Annotated in this window: 20 protein-coding genes and 1 other annotated feature; of the genes, 17 read left to right on the top strand and 3 right to left on the bottom strand. The window is 48.8% G+C overall.

The window, feature by feature from the left end; genetic code table 11:
- Positions 1–11 precede the first annotated feature (11 nt).
- Positions 12–719 (bottom strand): purine-nucleoside phosphorylase, encoded by a 708-nt coding sequence (deoD, locus tag K9N75_RS08265; RefSeq protein WP_064574474.1) that lies wholly within the window; start codon positions 717–719, stop codon positions 12–14.
- Positions 720–1,015: 296 nt separating this feature from the next.
- Between deoD and K9N75_RS08260 the strand changes: the two genes are divergently transcribed.
- From K9N75_RS08260 to rimO, 3 genes are all read left to right on the top strand, one after another.
- Complete coding sequence (locus tag K9N75_RS08260; protein ID WP_224452461.1) at positions 1,016–1,564, top strand: kinase inhibitor; 549 nt, start codon at positions 1,016–1,018, stop codon at positions 1,562–1,564.
- Between the two features lie 2 nt (positions 1,565–1,566).
- Positions 1,567–2,448, top strand: coding sequence for a helix-turn-helix transcriptional regulator (locus K9N75_RS08255; protein WP_224452460.1), 882 nt, complete (start codon positions 1,567–1,569; stop codon positions 2,446–2,448).
- Positions 2,449–2,516: 68 nt separating this feature from the next.
- On the top strand, positions 2,517–3,833 hold the full coding sequence (gene rimO / locus K9N75_RS08250; RefSeq protein WP_039189046.1) for a 30S ribosomal protein S12 methylthiotransferase RimO: 1,317 nt from the start codon (positions 2,517–2,519) through the stop codon (positions 3,831–3,833).
- Between the two features lie 286 nt (positions 3,834–4,119).
- On the opposite strand, the gene K9N75_RS08245 is transcribed toward rimO, so the two are convergent.
- Positions 4,120–4,947 carry an SDR family oxidoreductase gene (locus K9N75_RS08245; RefSeq protein WP_061060222.1) on the bottom strand — a complete coding sequence of 276 codons (828 nt, stop codon included), beginning with the start codon at positions 4,945–4,947 and terminating at the stop codon, positions 4,120–4,122.
- A gap of 437 nt (positions 4,948–5,384) precedes the next feature.
- Between K9N75_RS08245 and hisL the strand changes: the two genes are divergently transcribed.
- The 14 genes from hisL to K9N75_RS08175 all read left to right on the top strand — a co-directional run bounded on the left by hisL (position 5,385) and on the right by K9N75_RS08175 (position 18,880).
- Positions 5,385–5,435 carry a his operon leader peptide gene (gene hisL / locus K9N75_RS08240; RefSeq protein ID WP_102961614.1) on the top strand — a complete coding sequence of 17 codons (51 nt, stop codon included), beginning with the start codon at positions 5,385–5,387 and terminating at the stop codon, positions 5,433–5,435.
- Positions 5,411–5,537, top strand: a sequence feature (His leader region). Its footprint overlaps the gene before it by 25 nt.
- 83 nt (positions 5,538–5,620) lie before the next feature.
- Positions 5,621–6,520 carry an ATP phosphoribosyltransferase gene (hisG, locus tag K9N75_RS08235; protein ID WP_004095958.1) on the top strand — a complete coding sequence of 300 codons (900 nt, stop codon included), beginning with the start codon at positions 5,621–5,623 and terminating at the stop codon, positions 6,518–6,520.
- Positions 6,521–6,525: 5 nt separating this feature from the next.
- The gene (hisD, locus tag K9N75_RS08230; protein ID WP_114445689.1) at positions 6,526–7,878 is read left to right on the top strand and encodes a histidinol dehydrogenase; all 1,353 of its coding nucleotides are present in this window, start codon (positions 6,526–6,528) and stop codon (positions 7,876–7,878) included.
- Positions 7,878–8,981, top strand: coding sequence for a histidinol-phosphate transaminase (gene hisC / locus K9N75_RS08225; protein ID WP_224452459.1), 1,104 nt, complete (start codon positions 7,878–7,880; stop codon positions 8,979–8,981). Before hisD ends, hisC begins: the two co-directional genes overlap by 1 nt.
- Positions 8,978–10,045: a bifunctional histidinol-phosphatase/imidazoleglycerol-phosphate dehydratase HisB gene (gene hisB, locus K9N75_RS08220; protein WP_224452458.1), complete on the top strand. Its 1,068-nt coding sequence runs from the start codon at positions 8,978–8,980 to the stop codon at positions 10,043–10,045. Before hisC ends, hisB begins: the two co-directional genes overlap by 4 nt.
- Complete coding sequence (hisH, locus tag K9N75_RS08215) at positions 10,042–10,653, top strand: imidazole glycerol phosphate synthase subunit HisH (protein WP_020303856.1); 612 nt, start codon at positions 10,042–10,044, stop codon at positions 10,651–10,653. Before hisB ends, hisH begins: the two co-directional genes overlap by 4 nt.
- Before the next feature lie 14 nt (positions 10,654–10,667).
- A complete protein-coding gene (gene hisA, locus K9N75_RS08210) occupies positions 10,668–11,405 on the top strand; it encodes a 1-(5-phosphoribosyl)-5-[(5-phosphoribosylamino)methylideneamino]imidazole-4-carboxamide isomerase (RefSeq protein ID WP_039189069.1) in 738 nt (245 codons plus the stop codon).
- The gene (gene hisF, locus K9N75_RS08205; protein WP_008812935.1) at positions 11,387–12,163 is read left to right on the top strand and encodes an imidazole glycerol phosphate synthase subunit HisF; all 777 of its coding nucleotides are present in this window, start codon (positions 11,387–11,389) and stop codon (positions 12,161–12,163) included. Before hisA ends, hisF begins: the two co-directional genes overlap by 19 nt.
- Positions 12,164–12,225: 62 nt before the next feature.
- Positions 12,226–12,786 (top strand): bifunctional phosphoribosyl-AMP cyclohydrolase/phosphoribosyl-ATP diphosphatase HisIE, encoded by a 561-nt coding sequence (gene hisIE / locus K9N75_RS08200; RefSeq protein ID WP_233454418.1) that lies wholly within the window; start codon positions 12,226–12,228, stop codon positions 12,784–12,786.
- Between the two features lie 360 nt (positions 12,787–13,146).
- On the top strand, positions 13,147–14,418 hold the full coding sequence (locus tag K9N75_RS08195; RefSeq protein WP_166713074.1) for an MFS transporter: 1,272 nt from the start codon (positions 13,147–13,149) through the stop codon (positions 14,416–14,418).
- Positions 14,419–14,430: 12 nt separating this feature from the next.
- Complete coding sequence (locus tag K9N75_RS08190) at positions 14,431–15,186, top strand: oligogalacturonate-specific porin KdgM family protein (protein WP_166713073.1); 756 nt, start codon at positions 14,431–14,433, stop codon at positions 15,184–15,186.
- Between the two features lie 31 nt (positions 15,187–15,217).
- Complete coding sequence (locus K9N75_RS08185) at positions 15,218–16,432, top strand: alginate lyase family protein (protein WP_224452457.1); 1,215 nt, start codon at positions 15,218–15,220, stop codon at positions 16,430–16,432.
- Between the two features lie 15 nt (positions 16,433–16,447).
- The gene (locus K9N75_RS08180; RefSeq protein WP_224452456.1) at positions 16,448–18,478 is read left to right on the top strand and encodes a heparinase II/III domain-containing protein; all 2,031 of its coding nucleotides are present in this window, start codon (positions 16,448–16,450) and stop codon (positions 18,476–18,478) included.
- A 135-nt stretch (positions 18,479–18,613) separates the two neighbouring features.
- A complete protein-coding gene (locus K9N75_RS08175) occupies positions 18,614–18,880 on the top strand; it encodes a DksA/TraR family C4-type zinc finger protein (protein WP_008812933.1) in 267 nt (88 codons plus the stop codon).
- 31 nt (positions 18,881–18,911) lie between these two features.
- On the opposite strand, the gene K9N75_RS08170 is transcribed toward K9N75_RS08175, so the two are convergent.
- Positions 18,912–20,087 carry a M20 aminoacylase family protein gene (locus tag K9N75_RS08170; RefSeq protein ID WP_008812932.1) on the bottom strand — a complete coding sequence of 392 codons (1,176 nt, stop codon included), beginning with the start codon at positions 20,085–20,087 and terminating at the stop codon, positions 18,912–18,914.
- Positions 20,088–20,274 lie beyond the last annotated feature (187 nt).

The raw sequence follows: 20,274 nt of genomic DNA, 5'->3' as shown, positions 1-20,274 counted from the left end.
TTAGGCTGTTTTTATTCTGTTATAGCCGTATTTAAAGCTAGCTCAATCATTTGGCTAAATGTCAGCTGCCGTTCTTCGGCTGTTGTTTCCTCTCCGGTTAAACAGTGATCTGACACGGTGAGAATTGCTAGAGCTTCTATCCCAAACTGGTGTGCAAGCCCATATAACCCTGCCACCTCCATATCAATCCCCAGCACGCCGAATTTCTCTAACGCGGGGATCAAATTTTCATCAGGATCGTAATAAAGATCTCCACTGAAAACATTACCAACCTTGACTGGAATTCCGGCCTTTGTTGCTTGGCACCATGCTTCGTGCAACAGAGGGAAATATGCGGAGGTCGCCATGTGATAACCGGCACTCCGCTTAGCATTAGTGATTGAATCCGTACCTGCAGCAACCGCCAAAATAATGTCTCTCATACGAATATCGCGCTGTGTTGCTCCTAAGCTTCCTATGCGAATAATTCGTTTAACACCAAAGTCGTGAACCAGTTCATGGGCATATAACGTCATTGATGGAATACCCATACCGTGCCCCATGACCGAAACAGGTTGTCCTTGATAGAGGCCTGTATAGCCCAACATGTTGCGAACATTGGTCACTTCACGCGCATTTGTCAGGTAGTTTTCGGCAATAAATTTTGCCCGCAGTGGATCGCCTGGCATGACAACGGTGGAGGCAAAATCGTCAGGTCTCGCATTAATGTGTGCTGTCATAAAATTTCCTGCAAATTAAGGTAGAAAGGAGAAGCCGTTGACGTGATTGTATGTATGGTCAGGTCATAGTTTGAGGACATAAGTCCTACTCAACGGATCGGCATCTCATTTTTGATAGATAGTCAGAAATGGTGGGTGATATCTGGTGGGACTACGGAAAAATTTACGCACAAGGCTCAAACGGAATACGCCAATGTTGTTCCATGCGCATTTCAGCACATCATCAGAGCGTTTCGGCATAATCTACTGATATTCCTTTGGGTATTGTATTTATACCAATCAAGGGAGACATCAGAATGAATAAAGCTATTTTAGGTATAGCACTGTTAACTTCGTCATTAAGCGTGTTTGCTGAAGGCTTGACCTTGCACAGTTCAGATATTCAGCAAGGTAAATCGTTACAACAGTCGCAGGTTTATCAAGGTTTTGGCTGTAATGGGGGAAATACCTCACCACAACTCTCGTGGGTAAATGCGCCAAAAGGAACAAAAAGCTTTGCCATCACGGCTTACGATCCCAACGCCCCGACAGGTAGCGGTTGGTGGCACTGGACGGTAGTCAATATTCCAGCCAATATTCATACTTTGGCAGCCAATGCCGGTGCAAAAGATGGGAAGAATCTGCCCTTAGGCGCAGTTCAAGGCCGGAATGATTTCGGTTATGCCGGATTCGGCGGTGCTTGTCCTCCTCCAGGGGATAAACCTCACCCTTATCGCTTTACCGTTTGGGCACTTAAAACGGATAAGTTACCCATTGATAGTCAATCCAGTGGTGCTTTAGTCGGTTTTATGTTGAATGCCAACGCCTTGGCCCATGCGGAAATCACCCCTCACTACGGACGCTAAATATGCATGCTATCAATCACGCGGAACATCGATTAACCGCACAGGAAATAGTCGCTCGTTGCGCTCATAGCTTGCATCGAATCACGCTATTCACCCCCGCGTTATGCCATGTTCGTGTTGGTAGCAAAACAGTGCAATGGGGAAAGCACGCTGAAATTGCCACTCCCCATTCGCTTATCCTGTTCCCGGCAGGATCAGAAATCAGCATCGCCAATACCCCCAAACAAGGGCTGTATATCTCCGACATGGTTTATATTCCAGAACCATTGTTACGCAAATTTAAGCAATCTCATGGCTCCGTGGCGAGACAGAGCCCCCAAACAAACTCACTATGTATTCCCCTTAATGACAATATTCGTCTGACGTGGCAAGGACTGCTGAACACCTTGCACAATGACACACCACCACAGCTGCAAAAACACCAACTTCATGGCGTATTGCTGGCATTGGCACTTTCTGGCTATGGCGAAATATTGTTTCGCAACAGAAACGATCCCCTTACGGCTCAGGTACAACAGGTATTGCTGCGAGACCCTGCGCACAACTGGAGTGTAAATGACGTTGCTCATCAACTGCAGATGGGGAGCTCAACGCTGAGACGCCGTTTAGCGGCAGAAAATCAGGGGTTTCGCTCTATTTTAGAAAGTGTACGTATGAGTAAAGCACTCTATGAAATACAAAGCAGTACGCTCAGTATTGGGGAGATTGCGTATCAAGGAGGATATAATTGCGCATCGCGATTTAGTGCTCGTTTTAGCCAACATTTTGGCTTAACACCCAGTGCGCTAAGGCAGGCAATGAAACAACATCCACAAAAACATGAGGATAACAATCCGGTTAAGCCGTTGCGCTCAATTGAGCTAGCTCACAATGATAAAAACTAGAGGCGGGGTACATTCCCGTGTAAAATCTCAGCCGTTTTTATTCTTTGAACATTTTGTGAGCGTAATATATGCAACAACCGCGTATTGGTTTTGTGTCCCTTGGTTGCCCGAAAAATCTGGTGGACTCCGAACGTATTCTGACCGAACTGCGCACCGAAGGTTATGATGTTGTGCCTCGTTACGATGACGCTGAACTTGTCATCGTAAATACCTGCGGTTTTATCGACAGTGCCGTTCAGGAATCGTTGGAGGCTATCGGTGAAGCTCTCAACGAAAACGGAAAAGTAATTGTTACTGGCTGCTTAGGGGCAAAAGAGAACCAGATCCGCGAAGTTCACCCTAAAGTTCTGGAAATTACTGGCCCGCATAGTTATGAAGCCGTGCTCAAACACGTGCATCAGTACGTGCCTAAGCCAACGCATAATCCTTTCACCAGCTTGGTGCCGGAACAAGGCGTGAAACTGACGCCAAAACATTACGCTTATCTAAAAATATCCGAAGGCTGTAATCACCGCTGCACTTTCTGCATCATTCCATCCATGCGTGGCGATCTCGATAGCCGCCCGATTGGCTCTGTTTTAGATGAAGCCAAACGGCTGGTGGATGCCGGCGTGAAAGAGCTGCTGGTCATTTCGCAAGATACCTCTGCCTACGGCGTAGACGTTAAACACCGCACCGGTTTCTGGAACGGCCAGCCGGTCAAAACCAGCATGATTAGCCTGTGCGAGCAGCTATCATCGCTTGGCGTCTGGGTTCGTCTGCACTATGTCTATCCATACCCGCACGTTGATGACGTGATCCCGCTGATGGCAGAAGGAAAAGTGCTTCCGTATCTGGATATTCCACTTCAGCATGCGAGCCCAAAAATCCTTAAGCTGATGAAGCGTCCTGGCGCGGTAGAACGCACGCTGGAACGAATCAAACGCTGGCGTGAAATCTGTCCGCAGCTAACACTGCGCTCAACCTTCATCGTTGGTTTCCCGGGTGAAACCGAGGAAGATTTCCAGATGCTGCTGGATTTCCTGAGCGAAGCCAAACTGGACCGTGTGGGTTGCTTCAAGTTCAGCCCTGTTGAAGGCGCTGCCGCCAACGAGCTGGCTGACCAAGTTCCTGAAGAAGTGAAGGAAGAGCGATTCCACCGTTTCATGCAGCTTCAACAGCAGATTTCAGCTCAACGCCTGCAGGATAAAGTAGGCCACACACTGCCGGTTATTATTGACGAAGTGGACGAAGAAGGTGCCATTGGCCGTAGTATGGCCGATGCTCCAGAGATCGACGGAGTCGTTTACCTGAACGGTGAAACCAAGCTGAAAGTGGGCGATGTGGTTAACGTCACCATTGAAAACGTCGATGAATACGACATGTGGGGCAGCGTTTGCGCTTAAACTTAGCGTAATCTGCTCACTTGATACGAAACAGCTGCCTTTTGACTAATGCTGATCGTTTAAGAGATCGAGATACACGGGGCTAGCACACCGCGGGGCGGTTATGGAACACATCTATGTGTTCCACTCTAGGGGTCAACGCTAAAGCGTTGTTCAACTTTGCTCCCTGCAAAGTTGTCGGCAGCTAAAGCTGCTACGACCCCATCGGTGTACTTCCCCTAAAATCACGCTTAAGTGACCGGCATTATGCCTTTTGGCAGCGTTTTTATGACAACAAAAGACAAAATCAATTCCACGGCATCAGCGCGGGGTTAGAATACTGATATTCAAATCCCAGTTCTTTGCTGATTAACGAACCATCGACCAACTTACCCTGCGATGGTTTTTCCTCAGGTGCAAACTGCGGCGGCTCCAAGCCTAAAGAACGCGCTAGCGGTGGGTAGAACTCCGCTTTAGTCGGATGTATCGGCGCGCACAGATTGTATACATGCCCACCCTGCGGCAATTTCAGCAGCATTTGAATCGCGGCGATAACATCATCCTGATGCACCAAATTCACCCCACTGCTTGCCCCTATTACGCCGGTTTTCCCCGCCAGAAATCTTCCAGGATTGCGGCCCGCCCCCACTAATCCAGCCAAACGCAGGATGTCTACCGAGGTATTTGGCAGATCGTGCAGCCATGTTTCCAGCTCTGCTAACGTGCGGCCTGCACTGGTCGTCGGTTGCAGTTCGCTACGCTCGTTTACCGTACCCACGGCGTCACCATAAACCGACGTGGAGCTTAGGAAAATAATACGCGGCACATTGTGCGCCAGCGCGCTATCCACCAGCAGTTGAACGGCATGAAGATAACGTTCGCCTTCTTCCGGTCTACGACTTGCGGGAAGCGTAATGACTAACGCGTCAGCATCCAGCAACTGTTCTAAATCGTCTTGCTCGCATTCAAGCTCAGGCGTCATCACCAATGGATAACATTCAATTCCGCTCATACGGGCCGCTTCAACGCCATCTGGAGTGGTTTTACTCCCCACCACTCGATAACCACGTCCCAAAAGTGACAAAGCCAGTGGCATCCCCACCCAACCAAGGCCAACTATCGCTACTTTATTCATTGCGGCACCCTCTCGACACCTATGACTTGCGATTCAATCGCAAATAATTCAAGCACAAACTATAGCCCGACCATATAGCACAATTCATCCTCTATCCCCAAAATAATTGACATTACATCAAGGCAGCAAATACTGGCTCTTAAGAGCGATTCCGTGAATAGGACACGCTCAGCACCGCCAGTAAGATGCAACTTCAAGTATGACGGCTATAAGCCACTTTCACGAGATATCGTGCAGTAAAGTACTGTCAGTAATAATCAATCATGCTAGATAAATGAAACAAAAACGAAATATTAAACTTTTTACTGTCGAACTAAGCGGCTAATCAAACAAAAAATAACCATAAAAAAGGGGTTGCCATCCCCCTGTCATATGGTTTAGGTTAATTTACAGTTAACGCAGACAATCGTGTCTGCCTGCTTATTGGATTACAAAAAATGCTTACTCGCGTTCAGTTCAGCCACCATCATCACCATCATCCTGACTAGTCTGACAGGCCGATGAGTGCTGGAAGACGGTTAACAATCTTCCAGTGGCGCAGAACGCAAAAAGAGAGCCCTCGGAAGATTATCTTCCGAGGGCTTTTTTGTTATCTACGATTTAGCCAACAACTCAGCAAACAGCATTAACTGACATACAACATCACAGAATTCAAAATATTAGGGGAAGTACCATGTTAGACAAAACTCGCTTACGTATCGCCATGCAGAAATCCGGTCGCCTGAGTGAAGACTCGCAAGAACTGCTGGCTCGCTGCGGAATAAAAATCAACCTACAACAACAGCGCCTGATTGCGTTCGCGGAAAACATGCCTATCGATATCCTGCGCGTTCGCGATGACGATATCCCCGGTCTGGTTATGGATGGCGTCGTTGACTTGGGCATTATCGGCGAAAACGTTTTGGAAGAAGAACTGTTAAGCCGTCGCGCTCAAGGGGAAGATCCTCGTTACTTTACCCTGCGTCGCTTAGATTTCGGCAGCTGTCGTCTCTCGCTGGCTATGCCGTTAGACGTTCCTTACGACGGCCCGCAGTGTTTGCAAGACTCACGTATCGCCACCTCTTATCCGCACCTGCTCAAGCAATATCTCGATAAACAAAATATCCGTTTCAAGTCCTGCCTGCTGAATGGCTCAGTGGAAGTCGCACCGCGTGCCGGTTTATCTGATGCCATTTGCGATCTGGTTTCCACCGGCGCAACGTTAGAAGCCAACGGGTTACGCGAAGTGGAAGTGATTTACCGCTCCAAAGCCTGCCTGATCCAGCGCGATGGCGAAATGCCAGCCGCTAAACAAGAACTCATCGATAAACTGATGACCCGTATTCAAGGCGTGATTCAGGCACGCGAATCCAAATACATCATGCTGCACGCGCCCAGCGACAAACTGGAGCAAATCATTCAGCTATTGCCTGGCGCTGAACGCCCAACCCTGCTGCCACTGGCAGGAGATCAAAACCGCGTAGCGATGCACATGGTGAGTAGCGAAACCCTGTTCTGGGAAACCATGGAAAAATTGAAGTCTCTGGGTGCGAGCTCGATTCTGGTTCTGCCAATTGAAAAAATGATGGAGTAACGGCCATGACTGCTGCTGATAAGAATAATAATTTTAACAACATCACTTTCTGGAGCGAATGCGATGCGCAGCAGCAACAAGCGCTATTGCAACGTCCGGCAGTAACCGCTTCTGACCGCATTAGCACCAGCGTGGCGGAGATATTGCAACAGGTGAAATCTGGCGGTGATGCGGCCCTACGTGAGTTGAGCGCCAAATTCGATAAGGTCGAAACCAACGCGCTACGCATCAGCATCCGTGATATTGAACAGGCTGCGTCACGCTTAGGCGATGAAATTAAAGATGCCATGCAGCAAGCGGCCAAGAATATTGAGAAATTCCACGTCGCACAAATCCTGCCAGCAGTAGACGTAGAAACGCAGCCGGGCGTTCGCTGCCAGCAAATCACTCGCCCACTGGCCTCGGTTGGACTGTATATACCGGGAGGAACAGCACCACTGCTTTCTACCGTGTTAATGCTCGGTATTCCCGCCCGTGTCGCAGGCTGTAAGCGTGTGGTTCTGTGTTCACCGCCGCCCATCGCCGATGAAATTCTGTTTGCCGCCTCCTTATGCGGAATTACAGAGGTGTTTCAGGTGGGGGGCGCACAGGCAATCGCCGCACTGGCTTTCGGTAGTGAATCTATTCCTAAGGTCGATAAAATCTTCGGCCCCGGAAATGCCTACGTAACCGAAGCCAAACGTCAGGTTAGCCAACGTATCGACGGTGCGGCTATTGATATGCCCGCGGGGCCTTCTGAAGTGTTGGTCATCGCCGATGAGAAAGCTACTCCCGCATTTATCGCGGCTGATTTACTATCGCAGGCTGAACACGGGCCAGACTCACAGGTTATTTTACTTACGCCTGATGCCGAGATTGCGAAACGTGTCGCCATCGAAGTCGACAATCAGTTGGCAACCCTGTCACGCGCTGACATCGCCCGCCAAGCCTTGGATTCAAGCCGTTTGATTGTCACTTCCTCTCTCGAAGAGTGCGTTGAGATCAGTAATCGCTACGGCCCTGAACACCTGATTATCCAAACCCGAGAACCCCGTCAATGGGTGGATAAAATCTCGAGCGCCGGTTCGGTATTTTTAGGCGATTGGTCACCAGAATCTGCCGGTGACTATGCGTCGGGCACCAACCATGTACTGCCGACCTATGGCTACACCGCCACCTATTCAAGCCTGGGCTTGGCTGATTTCCAAAAGCGCATGACCGTTCAACAAATTAGCGCTGAAGGCTTGCTCGGGTTAGCGCCGGTCATTGAAGCAATGGCCGCCGCCGAGCTGCTTACCGCCCACAAGAACGCCGTGACACTGCGCGTTGCCGCTCTGCGCGCAAAAGAGACGACAACCTCACCCAAGGAGAGCATCTGATGAGTTCAAGCATTGAAGAATTAGCCCGCGCCAACGTCCGTGAGTTAACGCCTTATCAGTCCGCTCGTCGTTTGGGGGGAAAAGGTGATGTATGGCTTAATGCCAACGAATATCCCATTGGGACGCCCTATCAGCTGAGTACCGAGACATTTAACCGTTATCCAGAGTGCCAGCCTAAAGCGGTTATTGAAAACTACGCCTCTTATGCCGGTGTGAATAGCGATCAGGTGTTGGTGAGCCGCGGTGCCGACGAAGGTATCGAATTGCTGATCCGCGCCTTCTGTGAGCCGGGGCAAGATGCGGTTCTATACTGCCCTCCGACGTACGGTATGTATGGCGTCAGCGCTGAAACGTTTGGCATTGAACGCCGCACTATCGCGCTACGTGAAGATTGGCAGTTAGATTTGCCCGCTATTGAAGCAAACTTGGCAGGGGTAAAACTGATCTACGTTTGCAGCCCGAATAACCCCACGGGGAATTTACTCAGTCAAAGCGACCTGCGTCGGCTGTTGACGCTCACCGCGGGCAAAGCCATCGTGGCCGTGGATGAAGCCTATATCGAATTCGCACCACACGCGACAACGGTTCCTTGGCTAGCCGAATTCCCCCATATGGTCGTTCTTCGTACGCTGTCCAAGGCCTTTGCGTTAGCGGGTCTACGCTGTGGATTTACAATCGCTAGCCCAGAAATGATCACGTTATTACTGAAGGTCATTGCCCCCTACCCTCTGTCTACGCCGGTCGCCGATATCGCCGCACAGGCGCTTTCTCCCGAAGGCGTAGCCACGATGCGCCAGCGGGTACAAAGCGTGTTAGAAAACCGCGCCTTGTTGGTGAAAGAATTAACCGAATGCGACTGTGTTGAAGCCGTCTATCCTGGTGAGGGAAACTATTTAATTTTCCGCTGTTCCACCGCGGCGGCAGTGTTTAAGTTATTGTGGGATCAGGGCATTATCTTACGCGATCAAAGCAAACAGCCAAGCCTGTCAAACTGCCTGAGAATCACCATAGGCACGCAGGAAGAAAACCGTAAAGTGATCGATGCCCTACGCGCATTCTCCGCTACCGTAGCGTCAAAACAACTCAGCCAGGAGGCGATGTGAGCCAGAAGTTTCTTTTTATCGACCGTGACGGCACCTTGATTAGCGAACCGCCGGTCGATTTTCAGGTAGACCGCATGGACAAGCTGGCATTCGAGCCCGCCGTCATTCCAGCCTTGTTGAAGCTACAGCAGTCAGGCTACCGTTTGGTGATGATTACGAATCAGGATGGTCTAGGCACCGCCAGCTTCCCACAGGCTGATTTTGACGGCCCGCATAACCTGATGATGCAAATACTGACATCACAGGGTGTGGTATTTGACGACGTATTGATTTGCCCACACCTGCCAGCGGATAACTGCACCTGCCGTAAGCCCAAAACCGAGCTAGTGCAATCCTATCTGAATGCCGACGTCATGGATTACGCGGCATCGCGCGTCATCGGCGACCGTGAAACTGATATTCAACTGGCTGAAAACATGGGGATCGCCGGTATTCGCTACAGCGCTGAAACCATGGGCTGGGAGAAAATCGCGGATGATTTGACCAAACGTGACCGCCACGCGCAGGTTAGCCGAGTAACACGAGAAACGGCGATAGATGTCAATGTCTGGCTCGATCGTGAAGGCGAAAGCCACATCCGTACCGGCGTCGGTTTCTTCGATCATATGCTGGATCAGATCGCGACTCACGGCGGCTTTCGCATGAATATTGACGTGAAAGGCGACCTGTATATCGACGATCACCACACCGTGGAAGACACTGCATTGGCACTGGGCGAAGCGTTGAAAAAAGCGCTGGGTGATAAGCGGGGGATTTCGCGCTTCGGTTTTGTTCTGCCTATGGATGAATGTCTGGCACGCTGCGCATTGGATATTTCAGGCCGCCCGTACTTGGTCTATAAAGCCGAGTTCACCCACCAGCGAGTGGGCGATTTGAGTACTGAAATGGTTGAGCACTTTTTCCAATCGCTGGCTTATGCCATGGGGATCACTCTGCATCTGAAAACCAAAGGCAAAAACGATCATCACCGCGTCGAAAGTCTCTTTAAAGTATTTGGCCGCACGCTTCGTCAGGCCATCCGCGTTGAGGGCGATACCCTTCCTAGCTCGAAAGGGGTTTTATGATGAATGCCAAAGAGACCAACGTCGTTATTCTTGATACCGGCTGCGCTAATTTATCGTCGGTACAATACGCTATTCAGCGCCTTGGCTATGAGCCTAAAGTCAGCCGTGAGCCTGATGTGGTGCTCACCGCTGATAAGCTATTTCTTCCCGGCGTAGGAACGTCGCAGGCCGCCATGCAGCAGCTACGCGAGCGCAATCTTATTGAGCTCATCAAGGCGTGTACGCAGCCGGTACTCGGCATCTGTTTGGGCATGCAATTGCTCGCGAGCCGCAGCGATGAGGGGGATACCGAAACCCTCGGCATTATCGATACCCCCGTTGAAACCATGAAAGATTTCGGGCTGCCTTTACCGCACATGGGGTGGAATCAGGTTTCTGCGCTGGCGGGCCATCGCCTATTTAGTGGGCTAGAAGACGGTGCCTATTTTTACTTTGTGCATGGCTATGCTTATCCGGTATGTGCGAACACCATCGCGCAAACTCACTACGGCGCACCGTTTAGTGCCGCGGTACAAAAAGATAATTTCTTTGGCGTGCAATTCCACCCTGAACGCTCCGGCGCTGCCGGTGCCCAATTATTGAAAAACTTTTTGGAATTGACCCTTTAAGGAGCGGCACGCTGATGATCATTCCAGCATTAGATTTAATCGACGGCAACGTTGTCCGTTTGCATCAGGGCGATTACGGGCAGCAACGCGACTACGGCAACGATCCATTACCGCGCTTGCAAGACTACCAACAGCAAGGTGGTCAGGTGCTGCATTTGGTCGATCTGACCGGTGCCAAAGATCCTGCAGCTCGACAGATACCGCTACTGCGTAAACTGTTAGCGGGCATCTCGGTTCCCGTACAGGTTGGCGGTGGAATTCGCAGTGCAGAAGACGTAGCGGCCTTAATTGAAGCCGGAGCTTCGCGCGTGGTCGTGGGCTCAACGGCGGTACGTCAGCCAGAAGAAGTGAAGCAGTGGTTTCAGCGTTTTGGGGCTGACGCGCTGGTTCTGGCGCTCGATGTCCGCATTGACGCTAATGGCAGCAAAAATATCGCCGTCAGTGGTTGGCAGGAAGACTCTGGCGTCACCCTAGAACACATCGTCGACGAATTCTTGCCCTATGGCCTGAAACACGTGCTGTGTACCGATATCTCACGCGATGGAACGCTAAGCGGTTCTAACGTCGCGCTCTATCAAGAGATCTGCGCGCGTTACCCACAGGTGGCATTCCAGTCTTCCGGCGGTATCGGTAGCTTAGAGGATATTGCTGCGCTACGCGGCAGCGGCGTCAAAGGGGTTATCGTAGGCCGCGCGTTATTAGAAGGGAAATTCACCGTGAAGGAGGCTATCGCATGCTGGCAAAACGCATAATTCCTTGTCTGGACGTTCGCGACGGTCAAGTGGTCAAAGGCGTACAGTTTCGTCATCACGAAATTATCGGTGACATCGTTCCACTTGCCCAACGCTATGCCCAAGAAGGGGCAGACGAATTGGTATTTTACGATATCACCGCCTCTTCTGATGGGCGCGTGGTCGACAAAAGTTGGGTGTCACGCGTAGCAGAGGTGATCGATATCCCATTCTGCGTAGCCGGCGGCATCAAAAGCGTGGAGGATGCTTCGCAAATTCTCACTTTTGGCGCCGATAAGATCTCGATTAACTCCCCTGCGCTCGCCGATCCTGACTTGATTTCACGCTTAGCCGATCGCTTTGGCGTACAGTGCATCGTGGTGGGCATCGATACTTGGTTTGATGCAGAAACCGACAGCTATCAGGTTTACCAATTTACCGGTGACGAAAAGCGCACTAAAGCCACCACGTGGCAAACCGTCGACTGGGTGCAAGAAGTACAAAAACGCGGCGCGGGCGAAATCGTGTTAAACATGATGAACCAAGACGGCGTGCGTAACGGCTACGATCTTCGCCAGCTCAAACTGATCCGTGAAGTCTGCCATGTACCACTGATCGCCTCCGGAGGCGCAGGTACGCCTGAACACTTCCTTGCCGCATTCCGCGATGCCGACGTTGATGGCGCGCTAGCCGCCTCGGTGTTCCACAAACAAATTATCAATATTGGCGACTTAAAACGTTACCTATCACAACAAGGTGTGGAGATCCGCTTGTGCTAAAAGAATCGTTTTTATCAGAACAACAAAAAGAACAACTAGACTGGAACAAAGTCGATAATCTGATGCCAGCCATCGTGCAACATGCCGTATCTGGCGAAGTATTAATGCTCGGTTATATGACGCCAGAAGCGCTAGACGAAACCAATCGCAGCCGCCACGTCACTTTCTACTCTCGTACCAAGCAGCGTTTGTGGACGAAAGGAGAAAGCTCTGGACACTTTTTGAACGTGGTCAGCATCACGCCTGATTGTGACAGCGATACGCTGCTGGTGCTCGCCGAACCACAGGGACCGACCTGCCATAAAGGCACCCGTAGTTGCTTCTCACCAGCCGCCCCCGATTGGGCATTTTTATTCCAGTTAGAGCAACTGCTGGGCGAGCGTAAAAATGCCGATCCTAAGAGCTCCTACACCGCCAGCCTATACGCCAGCGGAACCAAGCGTATTGCTCAAAAAGTGGGAGAGGAAGGCGTGGAAACCGCCCTGGCGGCCACCGTGCATGACCGAGACGAGCTGGTGAACGAAGCCTCTGACCTGATGTACCACCTGATGGTTTTACTGCAAGATCAGGATCTGGATTTAAGCGCGGTCATTAATAATCTACGTAAACGTCACGAAAAATAATATTTAAACTTAATATCAATTCTCAACGTCATCCATTCCTCTTGGGTTGGCGTTGAGATAATACCCGCCCCTTCTCGAAAGCTCTTTTTGTAGATTGTTATCTATATATAGTAGAGTCCTTGTTATTAATGCCTCCTCAGAAAAAATTTACGTATTGATTTTTCTTTAATTATTTTATGAATAAAAAATATTGGCCGAAATAATTAAATTAAACGATCGATAAATAAAATATTTACCCAAAAAACATTCACGAAAAAAATATAAAAAGATCAATATATTGATCATCGATCACAATAAATAAAACATCAAATCTGTTTAAATAAAACATCGTTTCATTTAAACAGACAAGGTGAAAATCGTATGAAAGTAAAAGGATTGCGTTGGTGGATCATTGCCCTCGTTACCGTAGGGACAATCACCAACTATTTGTCTCGTAGTGCGCTGGGAATAGCTGCCCCAACCCTCATTAAAGAGCTCGGTATTAGCCAGCAACAATATTCATACGTCGTCAGCGCATTTCAGGCAACCTATGCCCTAGCGGCTCCGTTTGTGGGATATATCATTGATATGATCGGCGTAAAATGGGGGATCGCCATTTTTGCTATTGGTTGGTCAGTTGCCAATATGGCACATGGAACCGCCGGAGGTTGGCAATCTCTTGCATTTTGGCGTGGAACCATGGGGGTGACCGAATCTTCAGCGAATCCAGCCGGAATGAAGGTGGTGGCAGAATGGTTTCCAGCCAAAGAGCGCGGTTTGGCCTGTGGAATATACAGCATGGGTACCTCGCTAGGGGCGATGCTAGCACCGCCGCTCGTGGTGTGGGCCATTCTGGAATATAACTGGGAAATGTCTTTTATTATCACCGGCGCAGTGGGATTAGTTTGGGTCGCGTTGTGGCTGTTATTTTATCAATCTCCCGATAAAAATCCGGCGTTAACAGACGAAGAGCGCGTCATCATTGCTGACGGACAAATTAAATCGCCCGAAAAAACCCAACGCGTCAAATTAAAAGATATGCTCAGCAACCGCAATTTATGGGGCATTTCATTACCACGTTTTATGGCTGATCCTGCGTGGGGAACATTGCACTATTGGATGCCTCTTTATCTAGTGACTGAACGACATCTGGATATGGCTCATGTCGCTATGTTTACGTGGCTCCCCTTCTTGACCTCAGATTTAGGCTGTATTTTCTCTGGGATCATGGCTCGCTATTTAAATAATCGTGGTATCGGCATTATCAATTCACGACGCATTACTTACACCTTTGCCGCTTTCCTGATGGTGAGCATGGCGTTTGTCTGCTACGTCGACAATATTTATTTGGCCGTTGCCCTATTCTGTATTGCAGGTTTCGCACATCAGTGCCTATCTATTACCGTTATCACGATGTCATCAGATCTGTTTAATAAATCCGAAGTGGCAACTGCCACCGGTTTTGCAGCACTGAGTGGCGGTACGGGTAATTTCCTGTTCTCCATGTTTTTAGGTGCATCTGTCGCCGTCATTGGCTACAACTTCTTTTTTGTTGGATTAGGCTTCTTCGACCTGATTGGAGCAGCGTTCCTTTGGGGTCTGGTAAAAGAGAAAAAAGCGCAAACATCGTTACTTAACACTGCCGTCATATAAGGGAATATAAATATGAAAAAAACAATTATCTCTGCAATCGCTTTAATGATTGCAGCGGCGCCACTCGTCAGTCATGCGCTCACCTTCGATGTTCGAGGGGGATATAAAGCTGGCAGCCATAGCTATGAATCACGTTTTAAAGTCAGCCAAAGCTGGAGTAATGGCTGGTGGGCTAGCATGGAAACCGACAATAAAAATAATAAGAATAACGCTAAAGGGGCTAACGGTGCAGATAAAAGTGATAGTTCCCACTCGTTAGGCGATATTACCTCAGACTATAATGAAATCGAAACTAACTACACCTACCCACTCACGGATAAATGGAGTATTCAGCCTGGAGGGATTTTGCATTGGAGTAGTAAAGGCACCCAGCTAAGACCTTATTTCAGGGTTAATTATAAAATAACCCCAGCGCTGAGTACCGGTTTGAGATATCGCTATGATTACAATGATTATGAGACTGAAAATGACAACGGTGAATCACATCGCGACAGTGTTAATCGTCTAGATCTTTATATCGGCTATAAAATAAATAAACAATGGAGCGTACTGTATCAAGGAACCGCTTATAAACATGCCAGCGACCAATACGAATATCACAATGGAAAAACCTGGGCAACAGAGAATGCCTTTACTTTGCGTTATAAATGGAATGACTGGTTTAGTCCTTATATCGAATATGATTATTTAGACAAACAAGGATATTACGACGGTGAGGGAAATATTGCAGAGTCTCGCTATCGAATCGGTATGACATTTACGATGTAACCATTTTAATTTTTAATTAAGGAATTAAATAGTGAAAATCAAATTGATTGTCAGCGTTCTCGCCTGCGCGCTATTCAGCAGCGTGACATTAAGTCATGCGGCTGAGTCTCGTTATTTTACCTATGCGCCGGAAGCGTTAGCTTCCACCAAATCACAGCTTCAGAGCCCTGATTCAGCGCTAAAACCGGCATATGAACAGCTGCTCGCTGACGCCGATAAAGCACTGCTTCACCCTAATTATAGTGTGACACAAAAAACGCTTAGCCCTGCGTCTAACAATAAGCACGACTACTACAGTTTCGGCACCTACTGGTGGCCAAACCCAGATACATCAAACCATCTGCCCTATATTCGTCACGATGGGAAAACCAATCCAGATACTAAAACGGATGCTACCGACAGCGAGCGTATGGCGCATTTTGCACAAGATATGAAACGGCTAGGATTGGCCTATTATTTCACCGGAAAAGCCGCCTACGCGCAGAAAGCGGCCGAGCTGGCTACCGCGTGGTTCGTCACGCCAAAGACTAAAATGAACCCTAACTTAGCTTACGCACAGGCGATTCCCGGCATTGTTGATGGCCGCGGGATCGGCATTATTGATAGTCGTGCATTGATTGATGTAATGGACAGCATTGAACTTATTCGTCCCGCTAACACGCTCAGCGAGGAAAACTATCAGTCTATTAAGTCATGGTATAAAGAATTTAACCAGTGGCTGCTTACCAGCAATAACGGATTTGAAGAGAGCAATTGGCATAATAATCATGGGACTTTTTTTGATACTCAGGTCGTGGCCTTCTCGCTATTTACCGATCAGCCCGATCTCGCTCGCCGCCAATTGAAAATTGCGGAATTGCGCCATCTAGCGGGGCAGATAGATAACAAAGGACTACTTACGGCTGAAAACGAAAGAACGCGTTCTTGGCATTACACCAACTTCGCGTTATCGGCATATATGCGTCTGGCTCGTTACGGCGAGCTAACTGGAGTCGACATGTGGCATTTCGATTTAGACGATCACAATCTTCACCAAGCGCTCATCGTTGTTGCTCAGCAGATAGGAAGCCCAACTCAGTGGCCATACCCTGAATTGAAATACAATGAAAACGAGGCGGTAGGCAATATTTTAGCGGCAGAAAGAGCTTACCCTGACGCCATATTTAAGGAAAAAGCCACCTATCTCACTGCTCATGATGCTAAAAATATCAATCTATTAACTGTTGGTGCATCGCTGGTTCCATAAGGGAAAACTGTCACAATGAAGCAATTCAGTACCCATGAACTTGCCACCCTCCGCCAGCGCGCACAGCGCTGGCCTATCTGGCTGGAAGAACTCATTACCGATAATGCCACGGTGTTAAATCATCCGCTTAAGATCCCCACCAGCGGTATTGCCACCTGGAACCATTACTATTACTGCCCAGATCACGGCGTGAGGCTAAATTGGGATTATCATCATGAGCATCAACATTGCTGCCCAATAGATAACAAAATATTTAGCGGTGAACCCTACGACGGCGCGTGGTGGCGTTGGATGAATGGCTTGAATGCCAAAGCCTGCTATGAGGTCGGTCTGCTATGGCAAATAACGGGAGAATTAACTTATTTTGAGCGTGTGCGTGACCTGTTGCTGACGTATGCCACCTATTATCCCGACTATCAAGAACACGGCGGCATTCCTTATAACGCCAACGGCAAAATGAATGCGCAGGCGTTGTGCGAAGCTAATTGTCTGCTCGACTTTGCTCGCGGCTACGATTTTATTGCTGATAAATTATCGGTTGGCGAAAAAGAGTGCATTCAGCAGCAATTATTACAGCCCGGCGCTGAGTTCTTAATGCAGCAAAGACACGATCAGATTCATAACCACGAAGTTAAAATCAATAGCGCAATTGCCGTCATAGGACTCCTGCTAGACAAAGAGTCCTACCTCAATTTCGCTTTAAATACCCGTTACGGATTACGCTATCAGTTAGAACACGCGCTCATTAACGGGCAACTCTGGTTTGAAGGCTCGCTGCATTATCACTTATATGCTTTACAGGGTTTTTTTGCCTTCGAAAAAATAGCGAAAGGAACAAAGTACAGTCTATTAGACCTCCCCTATTACCCGAAGATGCTCAACGTTCCCCTGTCGCTACTGATGCCAACTGGTTGTTTTCCACGCCTCAATGACTGCGTGTATGGTCAGGAAAAGCTTATCCATTCCGACCTTTATGAGTTTGCTTACAGCTATTATGCAGACCCACTCTATTTGCAGGCCTTGGAAATTATTTACCGTCGCAAAAATCGCATTAATACCGATTTTATGCTGTACGGAAGCGAGCAAAAAGCGCCTGAAAAGAGTGAGCTTTGTTTGTGCAATAACGGTGAATTAGGATTAACGTTATTCCAACAGCCAGAAACACAGAACGCGGTGCTGATAAAACATCTCCCTTACGGTGGCGAACACGATCATAGCGATAGCCTAGGTATCACGATTTTTCATCAGGGAAAGGAACTGATCAAAGATTTGGGAACTACCGGCTACGGTACCGATTTACATCGGGAGTATTATAAAAAAACCGCTTCGCACAGCACGCTCGCTATGAATCTAGCCAATCAGCCTCCGGTCACAACAACGGTCAATGCATTCGCCAACACCGGCGACTATCAATACATCGATGTAACAGCTGATTGGGAAAAAACGGCTGACACACCAGATAGTTTTTATATTGTGAATTGGGATGAACAGGCCTATCGCAACAGCGTTTTTAGGCGACGAGTGATGCTTATCGACGATATTGTCATCGATATCACCACGATTAAAAATCCCCATCGGCAATGCGCTGATTTAAACTGGATGGTCAATGGCCAATTAATGCGGCCTTCTGAGTGCAACACCGCGCCGCATGAAAAGATGCTGTGTCATATTAAACCTATGTGGACTCAATCGGGTTCTACGCTACAGCGCACACAGGTCACTACATCGACAAACCCTGTCTCTATTTATAGCCAAATTATCTCAGAACAAAATGAGGAAAATAACCTGCTCATTGCCAGCAGTGCGCCGGATAATCCTTACACACAAAGTATCAGCCAACTCACCTTGCGTTCGCATGACGCTGATATTACCTGTCTTACCTTGTTTGATTTAAACAACCGTCTGACCGGTTTACGTTCTTCACTTCAAGATGAAACTAAAACTGGCCGGCTACAACTCAGCATGCAACATTCAACTGGGAGTATTGAAATCTTATTTTATGCTGACAGCAATTCAATACTTCCCTACATAATGAGGATGCAATAATCATATGCGACCGCCGAGCAATAATGCCTGGCGGTCTATTTCTCGGATACACCGCGTATATCCTCGTACACTTGATCCCCTCGCTCCCGTCCCCATCTATACTTATTGAGCCTAAAAAATAACCGGAGGTGAGAAATGGCCAGTGGTTGGGCGAATGATGGTGCAGTACAAGATCAGATTGATGCGACGGTGGATGATGCCGTTGCGCGAGCTCGTAGTCAGCTAAGTCACGGTGAGAGCGCGCACTTTTGCGAAGAGTGCGGAGCCGAAATTCCGGAGGCCAGACGCCAGGCGCTGCCTGGGGTGCAATTCTGCGTTAATTGTCAGGCTGAAATTGATAAGAAAATGCAGGCCAACAGCGGCTATAACCGCCGCGGCAGTAAAGACAGTCAGTTGAGGTAGACGCATAAATCTACCTCAGCTCATACAAATATCACACCAAATAAGATTGTGTCAGCGCTACCCAATAGGCCGCACCCACGCTGAGGTTGCGGTCGTCAAAATCGTACTGCGGATGATGTAACATCGGCGAATCACCGTTGCCAATAACGCAGTAGCAACCAGGTTTATGCTTGAGCATAAACGCAAAATCTTCGCTGCCCATGAACGTATTCGGCATATCGACAACTTTATCGTTTCCTAATAACGTCACTGCAACCTGCTTAGCAAACGCAGTTTCATGCGGTGTATTCATCAATACCACACCGGCAACGGCGCTTTCTATCTGCGCGGTCACGCCATAGCAGCTAGCCTGTGATTCGGTGATCGTTCGAATACGTTGTAAAACATTTTTGCGCACATCTTCATCCGTGGAGCGAATACTCAAACGCAAAACCGCCTGCTGTGGGATCACATTACCCGCGTCTCCCGCTTGGAAAGCGCCCACGCTAACAACCGCCTGATCCTGTGCGGCTACATTACGCGATACAATGGTTTGCAGCGCCATCACCAACGAAGCCCCTGCCACAATCGGATCGATGCTCTTTTCCGGTGTTGACCCGTGACTACCTTTGCCCGTGAGTGTAATGGTCAAACTGTCTACTGCCGCCATCGTGGCGCCTTCTTTAAAGGCCATATGCCCTTGTGGGTAACCAGGCATATTGTGCATGCCATACACGGCATCCACTGGGAAGCGAGTCAACAGCCCATCATCAATCATCGCCTGAGCTCCGCGCATATCCTCTTCTGAAGGCTGGAAAATCAAACGCACAGTGCCATTAAAACTCGCACTGTCGCTCGCCAGCCACTGCGCAGCGCCTAGCAGCATTGATGTGTGCCCATCGTGACCGCAAGCATGCATTTTGCCTTCGCAGCCGCTTTGATATTTCACACCACTGGCTTCATGGATCGGCAATGCATCCATATCGGCACGCAGTCCGATCGATTTCGTGCCTGAGCCTTTAGTCAGGCTCGCAACAATCCCTGTACCGCCAATCCCTGTAGCAACGTCATAGCCCCACGTCTTCAACAGTTCTGCAACTTTATTCGCGGTACGAGTTTCATGAAAACCCAGTTCAGGATGGGCATGAAGTTCATGGCGGATTTTTTCTAACTGAGGCTGAGATTGCTGGAGCTGGGAGAGCAGTGTTGCGGAGTCAAAATTCTTCATTGATTCACCCTTCAAGGATTTCATACGGCCAATGTCTTGACCTACCGCTCAAACGACATTCGCAAAATGATGCAGAGGTTTAGCTTAATCAAAACAATATCTATAACGCTCAATGTACCTGCAGAACATCCCATACAGTTAACAAAATGTGTTACTCCATTAAAACAAAGGATTAACAACGTAATCT

Source organism: Hafnia paralvei (assembly GCF_020150375.1).
Classification (GTDB): Bacteria; Pseudomonadota; Gammaproteobacteria; order Enterobacterales; family Enterobacteriaceae; genus Hafnia; species Hafnia paralvei.
This window is presented reverse-complemented; position numbering and strand designations above follow the sequence as displayed.

What these genes read in the sequence shown, in the direction of transcription:
- rimO (WP_039189046.1), top strand. Translation starts at nt 2,517, where the DNA reads ATGCAACAACCGCGTATTGGTTTTGTGTCCCTTGGTTGCCCGAAAAAT.
- K9N75_RS08255 (WP_224452460.1), top strand. Translation starts at nt 1,567, where the DNA reads ATGCATGCTATCAATCACGCGGAACATCGATTAACCGCACAGGAAATA.
- hisH (WP_020303856.1), top strand. Translation starts at nt 10,042, where the DNA reads ATGATGAATGCCAAAGAGACCAACGTCGTTATTCTTGATACCGGCTGC.
- hisF (WP_008812935.1), top strand. Translation starts at nt 11,387, where the DNA reads ATGCTGGCAAAACGCATAATTCCTTGTCTGGACGTTCGCGACGGTCAA.
- K9N75_RS08175 (WP_008812933.1), top strand. Translation starts at nt 18,614, where the DNA reads ATGGCCAGTGGTTGGGCGAATGATGGTGCAGTACAAGATCAGATTGAT.
- K9N75_RS08260 (WP_224452461.1), top strand. Translation starts at nt 1,016, where the DNA reads ATGAATAAAGCTATTTTAGGTATAGCACTGTTAACTTCGTCATTAAGC.
- K9N75_RS08180 (WP_224452456.1), top strand. Translation starts at nt 16,448, where the DNA reads ATGAAGCAATTCAGTACCCATGAACTTGCCACCCTCCGCCAGCGCGCA.
- K9N75_RS08190 (WP_166713073.1), top strand. Translation starts at nt 14,431, where the DNA reads ATGAAAAAAACAATTATCTCTGCAATCGCTTTAATGATTGCAGCGGCG.
- hisIE (WP_233454418.1), top strand. Translation starts at nt 12,226, where the DNA reads ATGCCAGCCATCGTGCAACATGCCGTATCTGGCGAAGTATTAATGCTC.
- K9N75_RS08170 (WP_008812932.1), bottom strand. Translation starts at nt 20,087, where the DNA reads ATGAAGAATTTTGACTCCGCAACACTGCTCTCCCAGCTCCAGCAATCT.
- hisD (WP_114445689.1), top strand. Translation starts at nt 6,526, where the DNA reads ATGACTGCTGCTGATAAGAATAATAATTTTAACAACATCACTTTCTGG.
- K9N75_RS08195 (WP_166713074.1), top strand. Translation starts at nt 13,147, where the DNA reads ATGAAAGTAAAAGGATTGCGTTGGTGGATCATTGCCCTCGTTACCGTA.
- K9N75_RS08245 (WP_061060222.1), bottom strand. Translation starts at nt 4,947, where the DNA reads ATGAATAAAGTAGCGATAGTTGGCCTTGGTTGGGTGGGGATGCCACTG.
- hisG (WP_004095958.1), top strand. Translation starts at nt 5,621, where the DNA reads ATGTTAGACAAAACTCGCTTACGTATCGCCATGCAGAAATCCGGTCGC.
- hisC (WP_224452459.1), top strand. Translation starts at nt 7,878, where the DNA reads ATGAGTTCAAGCATTGAAGAATTAGCCCGCGCCAACGTCCGTGAGTTA.
- hisA (WP_039189069.1), top strand. Translation starts at nt 10,668, where the DNA reads ATGATCATTCCAGCATTAGATTTAATCGACGGCAACGTTGTCCGTTTG.
- deoD (WP_064574474.1), bottom strand. Translation starts at nt 719, where the DNA reads ATGACAGCACACATTAATGCGAGACCTGACGATTTTGCCTCCACCGTT.